The 15,766-nt window shown below is 37.2% G+C and carries 13 protein-coding genes; 9 read left to right on the top strand and 4 right to left on the bottom strand.

Annotated elements, in window-relative coordinates; translation table 11 throughout:
* The first annotated feature begins 259 nt into the window (after positions 1–259).
* Positions 260–1,798, top strand: a complete 1,539-nt coding sequence (locus ACRD7B_RS13905) for a SulP family inorganic anion transporter (protein ID WP_430825178.1) — start codon at positions 260–262, stop codon at positions 1,796–1,798.
* 92 nt (positions 1,799–1,890) lie between these two features.
* Here ACRD7B_RS13905 and ACRD7B_RS13900 read toward each other — a convergent pair whose 3' ends face one another.
* The 3 genes from ACRD7B_RS13900 to purB form a co-directional block, all read right to left on the bottom strand.
* Positions 1,891–2,532, bottom strand: a complete 642-nt coding sequence (locus ACRD7B_RS13900; RefSeq protein WP_430825177.1) for a hypothetical protein — start codon at positions 2,530–2,532, stop codon at positions 1,891–1,893.
* Between the two features lie 91 nt (positions 2,533–2,623).
* Positions 2,624–4,447, bottom strand: a complete 1,824-nt coding sequence (locus tag ACRD7B_RS13895) for an ABC transporter ATP-binding protein (RefSeq protein ID WP_430825176.1) — start codon at positions 4,445–4,447, stop codon at positions 2,624–2,626.
* A 177-nt stretch (positions 4,448–4,624) separates the two neighbouring features.
* Positions 4,625–5,980, bottom strand: coding sequence for an adenylosuccinate lyase (gene purB, locus ACRD7B_RS13890; protein ID WP_430825175.1), 1,356 nt, complete (start codon positions 5,978–5,980; stop codon positions 4,625–4,627).
* Positions 5,981–6,078: 98 nt separating this feature from the next.
* On the opposite strand from purB, the gene ACRD7B_RS13885 reads away from it, so the two are divergent.
* The 3 genes from ACRD7B_RS13885 (at position 6,079) to ACRD7B_RS13875 (ending at position 8,292) form a co-directional block, all read left to right on the top strand.
* Positions 6,079–6,867: an EI24 domain-containing protein gene (locus tag ACRD7B_RS13885; RefSeq protein WP_430825174.1), complete on the top strand. Its 789-nt coding sequence runs from the start codon at positions 6,079–6,081 to the stop codon at positions 6,865–6,867.
* A 136-nt stretch (positions 6,868–7,003) separates the two neighbouring features.
* Complete coding sequence (proC, locus tag ACRD7B_RS13880; RefSeq protein ID WP_430825173.1) at positions 7,004–7,810, top strand: pyrroline-5-carboxylate reductase; 807 nt, start codon at positions 7,004–7,006, stop codon at positions 7,808–7,810.
* Between the two features lie 125 nt (positions 7,811–7,935).
* Positions 7,936–8,292 carry a diacylglycerol kinase gene (locus ACRD7B_RS13875; RefSeq protein ID WP_430825172.1) on the top strand — a complete coding sequence of 119 codons (357 nt, stop codon included), beginning with the start codon at positions 7,936–7,938 and terminating at the stop codon, positions 8,290–8,292.
* 73 nt (positions 8,293–8,365) lie between these two features.
* Here ACRD7B_RS13875 and ACRD7B_RS13870 read toward each other — a convergent pair whose 3' ends face one another.
* The gene (locus ACRD7B_RS13870) at positions 8,366–9,490 is read right to left on the bottom strand and encodes a PLP-dependent cysteine synthase family protein (protein WP_430825171.1); all 1,125 of its coding nucleotides are present in this window, start codon (positions 9,488–9,490) and stop codon (positions 8,366–8,368) included.
* A gap of 570 nt (positions 9,491–10,060) precedes the next feature.
* Between ACRD7B_RS13870 and ACRD7B_RS13865 the strand changes: the two genes are divergently transcribed.
* The 5 genes from ACRD7B_RS13865 (at position 10,061) to ACRD7B_RS13845 (ending at position 15,644) form a co-directional block, all read left to right on the top strand.
* Positions 10,061–11,617, top strand: coding sequence for an acyl-CoA carboxylase subunit beta (locus tag ACRD7B_RS13865; RefSeq protein ID WP_430825170.1), 1,557 nt, complete (start codon positions 10,061–10,063; stop codon positions 11,615–11,617).
* 13 nt (positions 11,618–11,630) lie between these two features.
* A complete protein-coding gene (locus ACRD7B_RS13860) occupies positions 11,631–11,816 on the top strand; it encodes a hypothetical protein (RefSeq protein WP_430825169.1) in 186 nt (61 codons plus the stop codon).
* Between the two features lie 74 nt (positions 11,817–11,890).
* Positions 11,891–13,798, top strand: a complete 1,908-nt coding sequence (locus tag ACRD7B_RS13855) for a pyruvate carboxylase subunit B (RefSeq protein ID WP_430825168.1) — start codon at positions 11,891–11,893, stop codon at positions 13,796–13,798.
* A gap of 320 nt (positions 13,799–14,118) precedes the next feature.
* On the top strand, positions 14,119–14,931 hold the full coding sequence (locus ACRD7B_RS13850; protein ID WP_430825167.1) for a metallophosphoesterase family protein: 813 nt from the start codon (positions 14,119–14,121) through the stop codon (positions 14,929–14,931).
* 35 nt (positions 14,932–14,966) lie between these two features.
* Positions 14,967–15,644, top strand: a complete 678-nt coding sequence (locus tag ACRD7B_RS13845; RefSeq protein ID WP_430825166.1) for a hypothetical protein — start codon at positions 14,967–14,969, stop codon at positions 15,642–15,644.
* Positions 15,645–15,766: the final 122 nt, after the last annotated feature.

Raw genomic sequence — 15,766 nt, 5'->3', positions numbered from 1 at the left:
AATGCCCTGCTAATGTGGGGCATTTAATTTTATTAAATGACTGTCAATTAATTGGCTTTGTTTAATGTGCCTTATTATTTGAACCGATCTATTTCTATGAATGTTAGGCATTAGTGATTTATTTTTATACTTTTGCACTCGCTAAAAAATCCCTATGTATTGTCATTAGTGACAATGAAATCCCCACATTTTATAAATTGTTGATGATGCTCTTTTGAGCATTAGGGTTGTATTGTGTAAATTTTAAATAATAATATAGATGGCTTTTATTAAAGAACTTACCTACGGTTCAAGTATTAAAACTGAGTTATTATCAGGAATTACTGTTGCAATTGCGCTTGTTCCTGAGGCAATAGCATTTTCTTTTATAGCAGGTGTTGATCCGCTTATTGGATTATATGCAGCCTGTATAATGGGCTTTTTCACTTCTTTGTTAGGTGGACGACCAGGCATGATTTCAGGAGCCACAGGTGCAATTGCTGTTGTTGTAGCCGCAACAGTACATCAATATGGTGAAGCCTACTTGTATCCAACTATTATTTTGGGTGGACTGATACAGCTAGCTGTTGGTGCCCTTCGCTTAGGTAAATTTATTCGTTTAGTTCCGCATTCGGTTATGCTTGGTTTTGTGAATGGACTAGCCATTGTAATTTTTGCTTCGCAATTTGCAATGTTTGGAACTGATGTTACTGGCGTATTTGAGTATTATACGGGATCTAAATTATATATGTTATTTGCTTTAGTAGCATTAACCATTGCTATAATGGTAATTTTACCTCGTTTTACAAAAGCCATTCCGTCGGCATTAGTTGCTATTGTGGCAATCGCTGCAATATCATTTATTCCAGGAATTGAAACGCCAACTGTTATCAACCTGCTTAAGGGAAAATCTATGCAAGGCGGTTTGCCTTCTATCTTCACAGATTATCCCCCTGAACTGTTCAGTATGGGAACATTAAAAATTATCTTATTACCAGCTATTAGTGTTGCTGGTGTAGGTTTAATCGAAAGTTTATTAACACTTACCATTATTGATGAGCGGACAGATTCGCGAGGAAGTGGTAATAGAGAGAGTATGGCTCAAGGTATGGCAAACTGTATCTCTGGTTTCTTTGGAAGCATGGGAGGCTGTGCAATGATTGGACAAAGTATGATTAATATTAATTCTGGAGCTCGTGGCCGTTTATCAGGATTAGTTGCTGCAATTACCTTATTAGTATTTATCATGTTTTTGTCGCCGGTTATTGAACTAATACCTGTAGCAGCACTTATTGGGGTAATGTTTATGGTGGCTTATGGTACTTTTGAATGGTCTAGTTTAAAACAGTTTAAAAAGACGCCATTGGCCGATTTCCTTATCATGATTATTGTTGCTGTAGTTACAGTTGTATTCCATAATTTAGCTTTAGCTGTTGCTATTGGAGTGGTTCTTTCAGCTTTGTCTTTTGCTTGGGATCATGCCATTGGTATTCATGCTCGTCGACGTACCGATGAAAACGGTATATTGCACTACGATATTCACGGTCCGTTGTTCTTTGGTTCTACGGCATCATTTGCTGAAATTTTTGATGCGAAAAAAGATCCGGATAGAATAATTGTGGATTTTGAAAGTAGCAGAGTTGTTGATCAAAGTGGAATTGAGGCGATTCGTAAGCTTAATGAGAGATACCAAGTGCAGAATAAAGAAATTTCGTTTGTCAATCTTTCGAAAGGATGTAAGGATATACTTGCAACCGCAAAAATTGATATTTCTATTGACCAGGATAAACGTAAGTTTATGGTTGTTTATGATGCTTAGCTCAAGAGTGAAAAACTAATTGATATATCGGGAATTATTCTTAAGGGATAATTCCCTTTTTTGAATTTACACGTATACAGCGTGTGTTTTTTCTACTGTTTTTGCTCCATTTGGCCTAGGATTCTTACTGGCGACATGTAAACTTCTTCTTTGAACGATTTATACTCTTCGCAAGCATTTGAATCATGCAATACGTAATGTGCCCATTCGTATAACTGTTGCCCAAATCCAGCGGCGATGGTTAAGCTATCAGTTCGATGTTCAACTTTAGTTTTGCCCTTTATGGATAAGTATTGAAATCCTAGTTGCATCACACCTGCTGCTCCTTTGCTATTATAATCGCGAATGTGCATCAATTCATGAGCGAATAAACCAACCCTTGCATCTGAAGGAACATCTTTTAAAAGAACCCCGTTAAATTCTTCGTTCTTGTTTATTAATATGGTGTATCGTCGATTTTTTTTGCCAAGAAATAAGGAAAAAAAGTGTGGCCTGGCAGCCATGGTTGTTTTTAGGTTTTTGGTTTTAACTTTTATTCTACAATCTTTTAAGTCTTCACATTGATTAAAAGGCACCATGAAATCTTGCAAGTAAGAAGCTTGAAAACTGGTGTCGATTTTCAGCTTACCTACTTTATTGTATTTTTTTGATTTATCAGAAGACCTTGTTTGTGAAAATAAAGGCGTAGCAAGCAATAGGCTTAATACTAAAATAAAAATATCTCTCAGCACCATATCGTTCTCTTTGTTGTTCTTTTATGCGAAAGTTGCTAAAAGGTTACAACATAAGTGTTAAAAGAAATAAAGTCAATGATTGGCGTTAAAATTAATTCATCTGCATAGAATGTAATTTCTTATAAATGCCATCTTTGCTAATCAATTCATCATGAGTACCCGTTTCTACTATTTCACCTTCGTTGAATACACAAATTAAATCAGCGTTACGAACAGTAGACAGACGGTGAGCAATAACCAAAGATGTACGATTCTTCATTAGGTTCTCCAAGGCATCTTGTACCAGACGCTCCGATTCTGTATCTAAAGCTGAGGTTGCTTCATCAAGAATCAGAATTGGAGGATTCTTTAAAATGGCGCGTGCAATACTCAATCTTTGGCGTTGACCACCCGATAATTTGCCCCCTCTATCACCAATTTTTGTATAGTATCCTTCTTCACTTGCCTCAATAAAGTCATGCGCATTGGCAACCTTGGCCGCATTAATAACCTCTTCTTCTGTAGCATTTTCAACTCCAAATGTAATGTTGTTGTAAATGGTGTCGTTAAATAAAATGGCGTCCTGATTAACATTACCCATTAATTCTCGAAGGTCGAAAAGCTTTAAGTCTTTAATGTTAATATCATCAATGTAAATACCCCCTCCTTGCACATCGTAAAAACGTGGGAGTAAATCAACAAAGGTAGTTTTTCCACTTCCGGATTGACCAACCAGTGCTACCGTTTTTCCTTGGGGAATAGTTAGACTCACATCTTTGAGCACATCTACTTCGTTGTTGTATGAGAACCTTACTTTGCGGTATTCAATAAGTTTATTTATTGTGGATAAAGTTTTAGCCCCTTCATGTTCATTTATATTGTTATTCGCAAGAAGAATCTTGTCGATACGTTCCATGGCTGCTAAGCCTTTTTGTATATTAAAAAAAGCAGTTGAGAATTGTTTTGCTGGATTGATAATTTGATAAAAAATTCCAATGTAGGCCATGAACGACGCACCTGTAAGAGTGGTGTTTTCATTGCTTATGATGTAAGCTCCAAACCAGACTAATCCTACCATTACGATGGTTCCAAGGAATTCACTTAAGGGATGTGCTAGTACATATCTTCTCTGTAATTTGTTCATTATCCTTCTATAGTTCTCGGCCTCATTCCCAAACCTGTTTTTCATTTTTTTCTCAGCGTTGAAGGCTTTAATTATTCGTAAACCACCAAGCGATTCTTCGATAATTCCGAGCATATCGCCTATTTTTGCCTGGCCTTGGCGTGAGCTGTGTTTAAGAGCTTTTCCTGTGCGACCAATGATTAAACCCGCAATTGGAAGCATAATAAATACAAAAATTGTAAGTTGGTAACTAATTGCAAGGAGAAAAGCAACAGAGGTAATAATAATAATGGGATTTTTAAAAAACATATCAATCGAAGACATGATTGAAGCTTCTACTTCGCTAACATCTCCTGTTGTTCTCGCCATCACATCTCCTTTTCGTTCTTCGGAATAAAAACCAAGAGGTAAGGACATGAGTTTATTGTATATTTTAGTTCTAATGTCCCGAACCACTCCGTTTCTAATAATAACCATTTGAGTGGATGATAAGTAGGCAAAACTAACCTTAAAAATGGTGGCAGTTAAAAGTAAAGCTCCAATAAAAGGCATAACAACAGTTAAGCCATATTTTAACTTAAAGAGCGTAACATAATAATATAGGTTGTTCTGTATGATATCCTTAGATAGTGTCCAGGGCATTAAATTATCAACTTGTTTACTTGTTTCAAACAATACCTCTAATACGGGTATCATTAGTAACATGGCAACACCAGCAAAAATGGAATGCAATATGTTGTAGAATATACTTGATGCTAAATTTATTTTGTATGGAGGAATAAATCGCTTTAATATTTTAATAAAATCTTTCATTTTGATAATTTACAATTCACGCAAATATACTGAAATATTTGTGCTAGAAAGTGGACTCAGGTAATGAATAAGGACAATACCGGTTTGAGTTGTCTGAAATACTGTCTGGAATGAAAACGGTAAAAATAAAAAGAGCTACCATTAGGCAGCTCTTTAGTATATGATAAAAATGTGATTTTACATTTTGTAAACACCAGTATAACTCTGTGGTGAAATGGCACGCATTTCTTCTTTAACTGCATCTGATACATCTAAACCGTCGATGAACTTACCCATAGTCTTGGCATTAATTTGCTCGTTGGTACGAGTCAATTCTTTCAAGGCTTCGTATGGATTAGGATAAGCTTCTCTTCGAAGAATGGTTTGAATAGCCTCAGCTACAACTGCCCAGTTATCTTCCAAGTCTTTGGCAATGGCATCTTCATTTAAAAGCATTTTGCCTAAACCTTTTGCCAATGATCTGATAGAAATGATTGAGTGAGCAATAGGTACACCAATATTACGTAATACTGTTGAATCAGTTAAATCACGCTGTAAGCGAGATACAGGTAACTTTTCAGCCAGATGTGAGAAAATTGAATTGGCAATACCTAGGTTTCCTTCGGCATTTTCAAAATCTATTGGGTTTACTTTATGTGGCATAGCACTTGATCCAACTTCACCTTTTTTGATGCGTTGCTTGAAGTATTCCATCATAATATAAGTCCAGAAATCACGGGATAAATCCAGAAGAATAACATTGATACGTTTGAAGTTATCAAAAGTAGCAGCCATGTTATCGTAGTTCGAAATCTGCGTGGTAATCTGTTCACGATCCAATTTCAATGTATTGTTCACGAAATTGTTTCCAAATTCAACCCAGTCAATTTGTGGGTAAGCCACATGGTGTGCGTTAAAGTTACCTGTAGCGCCACCAAATTTAGCCGAGCAAGGTACGCCCTTAAGTAAAGCTAATTGTTTGTTAAGGCGCTCAACAAATACCTTCATCTCTTTTCCTAAACGCGTAGGAGAGGCTGGCTGTCCGTGTGTTTTTGCTAACATAGGAATGTCTTTCCACTCGGTAGCAAGATCATCCAGTTGCTGAATTAATTCTTCTAACAGTGGATAGTATACATCGTGTACAGCATCTCTTAATGAGTAAGGAACGGCTGTGTTATTGATATCTTGTGATGTTAAGCCAAAGTGGATAAACTCTTTGTACTTATCCAATTTAAGTACATCAAATTTTTCCTTGATGAAATATTCAACAGCTTTCACATCGTGGTTAGTTACTGCTTCAATTTCTTTAACTCTATCCGCATCTTCCAACTGAAAATCTGTGTAGATCTTTCTTAAGTCTTCATAAAGGTTTTTGTCAAAATCGGCTAATTGTGGCAATGGTTGCTCACATAAAGCAATAAAGTACTCAACTTCAACCAATACCCTATAACGTATTAAAGCGTACTCTGAAAAATAAAGCGCTAAGCCATCTACCTTGTTTCGGTATCTTCCATCTATTGGAGAAATTGCAGTCAGTAATTGAATATCCATCATTTTATTTATTTGATTTTTTGGCACTGCAAAAGTAGTAATTTTTCATCGAAAAGATTAGTTTTGGTCTACTTCGTTTTATGCAATAAGGTTAAAAAATAATGAATTATAGTAGAGGATTTCAGTTGGGTTTAAAATCGTATAGTGAAGCGTTCTCCTTTATATTTAAGAATGGTTTAGGGTGGTTTTTTATCTTTCCATTTTTGTTAAATGTTTTATTTTTCTTCGTAGGTTTTTACTCCATTGCATCATGGGGAGATGTGTTGGTAAGCGATTTAAGTGATTGGATGGGAGTGGAAGAATGGGATTTTTGGGGGGCTTCTGTTTTGGCAGGCTCGATAAAATGGATTGTATGGATTGTGTTGCGATTATTGTTTTTTATTGTTTATGCCTACGTTGGGGGATATATAATATTAATAGTGATGTCGCCGGTATTTGCTTTTTTATCGGAAAAAACGGAGCGTATCATAACGCAGAGTGACATTCCTTTTAATATGGCACAATTTGTAAAAGATATTTGGAGGGGAATGATTTTGGCCATGCGAAATTTAGTAGTTGAAATGTTCTTCACCGTTATTCTGTTTGTCCTTAGTTTTATACCTATTATAGGCTATTTTACGGCCATAGTGTTGGTTTTACTATCGGCTTATTTTTATGGCTTTTCTTTTTTAGATTACACCTTTGAGCGACGTCGTTTTGATGTTAAAACCAGTGTTAAGTATATGCGTAGAAACAGAGGCTTAGCCATTGGCAATGGTTTGGTGTTTGCACTTATTTTAATGATTCCATTAATAGGCGTTTCCATTGCCGGATTTATGTCCATAGTATCGGTTGTGGCGGCCACAATTGCTGCTCGTAAAGCCTTAGAAGAAGAAAAAGTATTGGGATAAAGGTGATTTGAACAACTGTGATTTCTGATAAATAAAGTCAACTTATCTGATAAATATCATCCATTAGGTTTCATTTTTATTCTGAAAAGCTCTCTAGCTTTGTGGCATATTTAAGCTATACAAATACATTATAAAAATGAAACCAAACAACATCGCCATTTTAGGTGGCGGAAACTTAGGTTCGTCCATTGCAAAAGGATTGGTTAAGAGCGGTATGATGCAAGCTTCACAAATCACAATTACCAATATTGATTTGGATTTGATCAAACATCTTAATGAAGAGGATGGATTTAACATTACCACAAACAACCATGCAGCTGTTAAGAATGCCGAAATTGTTATTATCGCTGTTAAACCAACGGCAGCAGAGATTCTTTTAAATGACATTAAGGATTCTATCATTAAAGATTCGCATGTTTTAATTTCTGTTATTTCCGGTGTTAAGCTTGAGCAATTAGAATCTATTATGGGCGACATGCCGATTATACGTGCCATGCCTAATACAGCTATTGCTATCCAGGAATCGATGACGGCTCTGTCATTTAATCCTAAAGGTTTGGCTTATAAAGAGAGAGTGGTTAAACTATTTGATCAGCTTGGATCTACAATGGTTATTCCAGAAGCTCAAATGCCTGCTGCAACTGTACTGGCATCGTGTGGCATTGCTTTTGCTTTGCGTTTTTTACGTGCGGCATCACAAGGGGGGATTGAGATTGGTTTCTCCTCTAAAGTATCAATGGATGTGGCTGCCCAAATAATGAAGGGGGCTTCAAAACTGATAATCGAGAATGAATCGCACCCCGAACCTGAGATTGATAAGGTTACAACGCCTCTTGGTGTAACAATTAAATCTCTAAACAAAATGGAACATGAAGGCTTCAGTTCATCGTTGATTCAAGGGGTAGTAGCTGGTTATAATAAGATACAGGAAACAGAATCGTAAAAAACTATAACTTTCCAAATAGTTGGGCTGGCAAATGCATTTATTGTGTTTGCCAGCTTTTTTATTATATGTGTATTTCTATTACCTTGATGTTTTCTTTGAGAAGTAACTTAATTTGATTCATTATGACCTTTTTTGTAAATCGATTAAAAAGTTTTGGATATGCATTTAAAGGGTTTGTCTGCTTATTTAAGGAAACAAACGCCATAATACATTTAATTGCTGCGGTGATTGTGGTGGTGATATCAAGTATCCTACATATTAGTTCAAGTGAATGGTTGTGGATTACTTTAAGTATTTGCCTGGTGTTTATGGCCGAGTCATTTAATACGGCTATCGAATATTTAGCTGATGAAATTACATCTGATCGGAATAAGAATATTGGAAGAGCTAAGGATCTTGGTGCTGCTGCTACTTTAATGACAGCCATATTTGCGGTAGTGGTTGCAAGTATTATACTTTTTCCAAAGCTATTTAGTTAAAAAAAAAAGGCCTTCCAGCAGATTTGGAAGGCCTCTTCAAACTATTTATTCAAACTAATACAAAACTTTCTTTTTAAACGGATGCAGGTTCTCTTCTCGCGCAATGCGGTAGTTTAAACGTGTTTGAGTCATCCTTATAGCAGCTTTCCATACAGTCGCTAGGATCACAGCAAGTGTGGCATACGCGCTTGTAGGCTGCATATTTGTCTAGCTCAACATTTACCGACATAAATTCATCTTTAAGAGCTTCTTCTTTCATTAAATCAGTACTTAGGTATTTCTTGTTGTCATCCGCAAAAACGGTTACAACTACTGCATCTGGTCCGAGCTCTTCCTGAATTTTAAGGGCACCAAGAAAATTAGCTCCACTTGAAATGCCTACACCCAAGCCTAGTTCAGCGCTTAGTTTTTGTGCCATTATTATTGAGTCACCATCATCAACAGCCACAATCTCATCCAGTTCATCTAGTTTTACTATTGACGGAATAAATTCATCGGAAATACCTTGTACGCGATGTTTACCTACCTTGTAGCCTGTAGACATGGTTGGTGAATTAGATGGTTCAAGGGGATGAATTTTTACCCCTGGAATCTGTTCTTTTAAGTATTTACCAACGCCCATTACTGTTCCTCCTGTCCCCACACCAGCTACAAATGCGTCAGGTGTTAATGAACGAAACTTAAGTTGCCAAAACAACTCAGGACCTGTTGTGTGGTAATGTGCATCACAATTATCCGTATTGGTAAATTGACAAGGTAAAAAGGTGTGTTCATCATCTTTCGCCAGGTTGGTAGCCATTTCAATACTGCCTAAGAATCCACCTTCCTCTGGTGTTACCAGTCGAATATCGGCTCCGTAACTCTTAATAAGATTTTTCCTTTCTTCGCTCATCCAATTAGGCATGAATATCGTAACAGGATGCCCCATTGCTCTGCCTACACCGGAAAATGCTATGCCAGTATTACCACTTGTCGCTTCAATTATTCTATCACCTTCTTTAAGGTCACCATTCTGATAAGCCTTATCCAAAATGTGATAAGCCATGCGATCTTTTATGCTACCAGTTAGGTTTAGGTATTCTGCTTTAGCATAAATCGTTCTATTTGTGCCCTTGTATTTAAAATCAATTGCCAAAAGGGGAGTATTACCAATTAAGGTGGAGAGACCTTTCATTCTTTTGTTTTGATTTTTTGTCATAATAGTATCGTTAATAACAGTTTGCTTTTAATTTGGTATCTACATCTAAGACACTCTTTTTTGCCAAATGGGGTGACCTTCTTATGCGTTTTTATAAAAAGTACTTTCAATTCGTAATTGTTTGTGCTTGATTAATAGTTAAATATATAATTTGGTATATATGTAAATAAATAAAAATAAAATCGATTTTATCATGTATGACCACTGTATTGCATTGTAAAATACACAAATTCAGTTGGTAATCATTTGTATTTCTCCTAAAGTTTTGGAAATTAATTTTTGAAGAATGCTGACTCCGTTCACTACTAACATGTATTGCAAGAGGGTATATGTTCTACCTTGTTTCAATTAGAAAGTATGGTCTTTTTGTATTCAAGTGATAGGGAGAGCGAGTACGGATATCTTCATTTAAAGAAATTTTTCTATAATTTTCGATTTTTTAAGGATAATAGTCTGTTTCTTATCTATTTTTAACATTTAGGGTATTTGAAAGTCAAATCAACTATCTATTTTTGACACCTGAAAATACAATTAAAGAAATTTTGGTGTAATTAATAATCGTCTGAATTTATGAAAGTATCTGAGAAAATAGAGTTACTTAAAAAACGCAGAGAAGAGGTTCAAAAAATGGGTGGCGAAGCCAGAGTTGCTAAGCAACATGAAAAAGGCAAACTATCCGCTCGTGAACGTATTGATCTTCTTTTTGATGAAGGAACTTTTAGGGAAGTGGATATGTTTGTGGAGCATCGCTCAACAAATTTCGGATTGGAAAAAGTGAATGTTCCGTCTGATGGGGTTATTGTTGGTCACGGTTTAGTGCATGGACGTCCTGTTTTTGCCTATTCCCAGGATTTTACCGCACGTGGTGGTTCGCTTGGTGAGATGCATGCAGCTAAGATCTGTAAAATAATGGATTTAGCTGTTAAAGCTGGTGCACCCGTTGTTGGACTAAATGATTCAGGCGGTGCCAGAGTTGAAGAAGGAGTGGATGCTTTGAAGGGATATGGAGAGATCTTTATGCGTAATTCACGTGCATCGGGTGTTATACCTCAAATTTCGGCAATCATGGGACCTTGTGCCGGAGGAGCTGTATATTCACCAGCTATGACTGACTTTATCTTTATGGTAAAGAAGCAAAGTCACATGTTTATCACGGGACCAAATGTAATTAAGACGGTTACTGGTGAAGAAACAACTTTAGAAGAACTTGGTGGAGCAATGGTTCACAACAGTAAAAGTGGAAATGCACACTTCGCATGTGATAGTGACGAAGATACAATAGAGGCAATCAAAGAATTATTAGAATTCTTACCTAATAATAACCTTGAAGAAGCCCCTCAGATACCAATGGGTGATGATCCTGCACGTATGTGCCCTGAATTGGATACCATCATTCCAGATGATTCAAAAGTACCGTATGATATGGTTAAGGTTATTGAGTCGGTACTTGATAATGGTGAATTTATGCAGGCGCACGAGCATTATGCTGAAAATGCAATAGTTGGATTTGGACATTTAAATAACCGATCGGTAGGTATAATTGCTAACCAGCCAATGATTCAGGCAGGATGTTTAGATATTGATGCCTCTGATAAAATCAGCCGATTTGTGCGTACTTGTGATGCCTTTAATATCCCGATGATCACTTTTGTAGATGTACCAGGTTATTTGCCAGGAGTTGAGCAAGAGTGGGATGGTATCATTCGTCACGGGGCTAAATTACTTTGGTCATATGCCGAAGCTACTGTGCCTAAATTTACAGTTGTGACGCGTAAAGATTATGGTGGTGCATATTTAGCGATGTGTTCAAAACCTTTAGGTGCGGATATGGTATTTGCTTGGCCTTCGGCAGAGATTGCTGTTATGGGCGCTAAGGGTGCTGTGGAAGTAATTTCGACTTACCGCAAGCAAATTGCAGAAGCCGATGATCGTCAGGCAATGGCTGATGAGAAAATCAAAGAATACGAAGATGCATTTAATGTGCCTTATTTAGCTGCTAAGCGCGGTTATATTGATGATGTTATTCTGCCAAGCGAAACCAGGCAGCGCCTTATCGACGCTATGGAAGTAATGTCGACTAAAACAGAGGTATTGCCTCCTAAGAAGCACGGAAATATTCCATTGTAAAAATTATTGTACGATGACAGCAAGAGAAAAGAAGAGAAAAGCAGCTATGATAGCTGTGGCTTATTACCTGGAGCAGGAAGCGGCTAAAAACAACGAAGTTAAAGATGTTAAAGCTTGGTCGAGTGCAGGTAAAGAAGTAATGATGAGTAATCGTGCTTTGGTGCAGCGTCGTGGACGCTTATTACGTTCTCGCGCTTAAAGTTTTAGATGATAGATTAATAGATTAGAGATCAAAAAGAGGTTTCTAATCTTTAACCACAAAATATTAAAGAGATGAATTTCGATAAACACGGGGTATTAGAGATGGCTAAGCTTGAGTTTGGCGCCGAGCGTCCAAAAGCAGCCAACCCAATTAAAATAAATGATGTTAGTTTACGTGATGGTCACCAATCTTTATTTGCGACTCGCGGTCGTACCGAAGATATGTTGCCAGTTGCCGAAATGATTGATAACGCAGGTTACAACGCGGTTGAAACATGGGGTGGTGCTACATTTGATACCATGCACCGTTTCTTGGCTGAGGATCCATGGGAGCGTTTACGCACCTTGAAGAAACACATGCCAAAAACACCATTCTCGATGTTGCTTCGTGGGCAGAATGTAGTAGGTTACCGTAACTATGCCGATGATGTGGTACAGGCATTTGTTCAGCGCTCAATCGATAACGGAATGGATATTTTCCGTTGTTTCGATGCCTTGAATGACTACCGTAACTTTGAAACGGCAGCTAAGGTTATTAAAGATAACGATAAGCATTTTCAAGGCGTGGTTTGTTATACGCTTAACCAACCTCGTTTGGGTGGTGATGTGTACAACATGGAATACTATATCAATAAAGTAAAAGAATTAGTAGCCTTTGGTGTTGATTCGATCTGTATTAAAGATATGGCCGGATTAATTGCCCCTTACGATATCTATAACTTGATTCGCGAAATCAAGACCTTTACTGATATTCCATTGAACCTACATACTCACTTTACATCGGGTATGGCTGATTTGGCAATTTTCAAAGCAATCGAGGCAGGTGTTGATATTGTTGATACATGTATCGGGCCATATGCTTACCGTACTTCTCATGCTGCTGTTGAGCCATTAATCATGTCGTTATTAGGTACTAATCGCGATTCAGGTATGGACATCAACAAAATTACAGCTATCTCTGACGAGATGGAGAAATACATACCTAAGTACAAGCACTTGGATAATAATCCTAAGTATGCAACTACCGATATTAATGTATTGCTTCACCAAACACCGGGTGGTATGCTTTCTAACTTGGTGAACCAACTGAAAGCAATGGATGCCTTGGATAAATTACCTGAAGTATTCCGTTTATTACCTAAGGTACGTAAGGATCTTGGTAACATTCCATTGGTAACACCTACTTCACAAATTGTTGGTGTTCAAACTGTGAACAATGTATTGTTTGACTCACACGAGGGAGAGTATGCACAAATCACCAAAGAGGTAAAAGACCTTTGTTACGGATTGTATGGAAAAACAACTGATCCAATCAATCCTGAGGTTCAGAAAAAAGCCTTGAAAGATTATCCGCGTGGTGAAGAGCCTATTACTGTTCGTCCGGGTTCAATCCTAGAGCCAGAGATGGATGCAGTTAAAGATGAGTTCAAAGACTTTACTCAAGATATTGACGACGAAGTATTGTGTGCTTTATATCCTGTAACCGGTAAACGTTTCTTGAAATGGAAGTATGGTAAGGAAGAAATTCCTGCTGAATTCCAGGCTAAGACGATGGAGCAGGTTGAGAAAGAGGAACTATTGGTTAGTAAAGCTTTATCTGGTGAATTGACATCAAAAGGTGGAAATGGTGCAACCCGTGAGTTGGAAGTTAAAGTAGATGGTGAAGTATTCACTGTTGAAATCAACGACCCTAATGCGGCTGCAGGCGCACCTCGTGCTCGCAGAGCTAAAGGTGGTGTCAAAGAAGTTGAGGCAACTGGTAGCTTGATTGCTCCAATCCCGGGAATGATTGTTGAATTCAAGAAAAAAGTTGGTGAAGAGGTGAAAGCTGGGGATACTGTTGTTGTGCTTGAAGCTATGAAAATGATGAATAACCTTGATGCTGCGGTTGATGGTGTTGTAACTGAAATTAAGTACGATTCAGGAGACTCTGTGTCTAAAGGTGATGTTATAATGGTAATTGAGCCAAAAGAAGCTTAATAAGCTTTAATTTATTATACTCCAAGAATGAGGGCAGATCGAAAGATCTGCCTTTTTTATTGAGATATTATAGGCCTGCATTGCGTTGATATCTGGACACATTGAGCGGGTATTTTAATGCATTGAGCTCTTCATACATCTTGAGAATTCTAAGCCTATTTGATCCGTGCGGCAATAAGCTATTTCACTTCAAGGTCTTGTTTTGATGCTTCATTCTTTGTTTTTATTCGTTCATCATTTTTAACCCTAAGTTAGTTCTAGTTCATTCTACATTTGTAAGGAAGCTGGTCAATTTAGTTGGCAGTTTAACACCTAATGAAATGAAGAATAGAAGAACTTTTATTGGCGGTATTGTAGCATTTATTCTACTGATGACAATTGCGTCATGCGATTATTTATTCGAATACAGTCCCTATCAAAACATTGTTAAGGCGAAGTGGAAACAACAAAACGTCAAGAGTATTGAGAAGCTTGCGCTTGTAGATAATAGGGCGTTTGAATCTTTTAAGGTTGGATTAATAAGCGATTCGCATACCTATTATGATGAACTTGAAAAGCAGATTGACTATTTAAACACTCGTAAGGATTTAGATTTCATTATTCATTTAGGCGACATTACGCTGAGTTCAAACATACGCGAGTTTGAATGGTACAGCGAATTGGTGAATCGAATTAATGTGCCTGTATTTACTCTTATTGGCAATCACGATTGCTTGGGCAATGGTTATAGTATATACACTGAAATGTTTGGTGAAGCCAACTTCCTATTCACTTACAAGGGGGTTAAGTTTGTGTTTTTTGATGATGTGGTATGGGAGAAAAGCATACAGGATCCAGATTTTGAATGGTTCGAAAAGGCCATAGCAAATGACGAAGATAACAAGTATGTGATTCCATTTTCACACATCCCGCCCTGGGATCAGCAGTTCACCTATGGCAATGAGTTGTTTTATAATTATTTGTTAGAAGAAAGTGGCATTGATTTATCAGTTCATGGCCACGGTCATAGTTATGATTATGCCCAAGTTTATGGTGATGTTAATTATTTATCGGTGCCTAGTTGTATTCGCGACGAGTTAATAACGTTGGATTTCCAAGCCGATACCATTCTGATTGATCGAATACACTACTGATTCTACATTTGAATTACCGCCTTAACACAAAAGATATGAAGCAGGTCTTAAAGCTTAGTGTGCTAATGCTATTTCTATATCCAATAAATAGTTTATTTGCTCAGCTCGAAATGAACAATGGGGCAGTGTATGCCGATATGCCTAGGGCATTGCAGAGCGCTTATAAAGAACGGACAACGGTTTTAAATAAGGATACAATAAGCTATCGACGGCGTTGGTTTATTCCAAGTCAGTATAAACTGCAATATGCGGGAGGCATTGGTTTTATGTCTATTGGTTTTGGGTATGAAATTACACCAACGTATCAGCCTGCTTTATTTTTTGGTTATTTGAATGAAAATTTTGGCGGAAGTAAAAACTCTGTATTAACTATTTCGTTAAAAAATAGCTTTTATCTCACCAAGAAACCGATTCTAAATTGTTTTAACGCTTACCTTGGCTTGTCAATAAATTGGGGAAATACAAATAATACATTTAAGGCTTTACCTGATTATTATCCTGAAAAGTACTATTTCCAAAATAAAGTTCATTTTGCACCATTTGTGGGAGGGGAGCTCAAGTTGGATATAAATAGACGCTATTTTAATGGTTTTGGACTGTATGTAGAATTATCTGCCTTTGATGCTTATTTATTAGAAGCCATCAGAACCGATTACGTAAAACCTCATATGGCGCTTTCCATGGCCATTGGTGTGACATTTTATTTGAAATAACAAAGAGGATGTCCAAAAAGTAAGCTAGCTCATCGAGCATTCTAAGATAAAAACAAGTTTTTAGCAAGATAATTTCACAAATGGCTCTTCTCTATATGCTACGGCAAATATTCGAAGAACTA

This window comes from Carboxylicivirga fragile (assembly GCF_050589805.1).
GTDB classification, from domain to species: domain Bacteria; phylum Bacteroidota; class Bacteroidia; order Bacteroidales; family Marinilabiliaceae; genus Carboxylicivirga; species Carboxylicivirga fragile.
The sequence above is the reverse complement of the archived record's forward strand: the minus strand, read 5'-3'. Positions and strand labels throughout refer to the sequence as shown.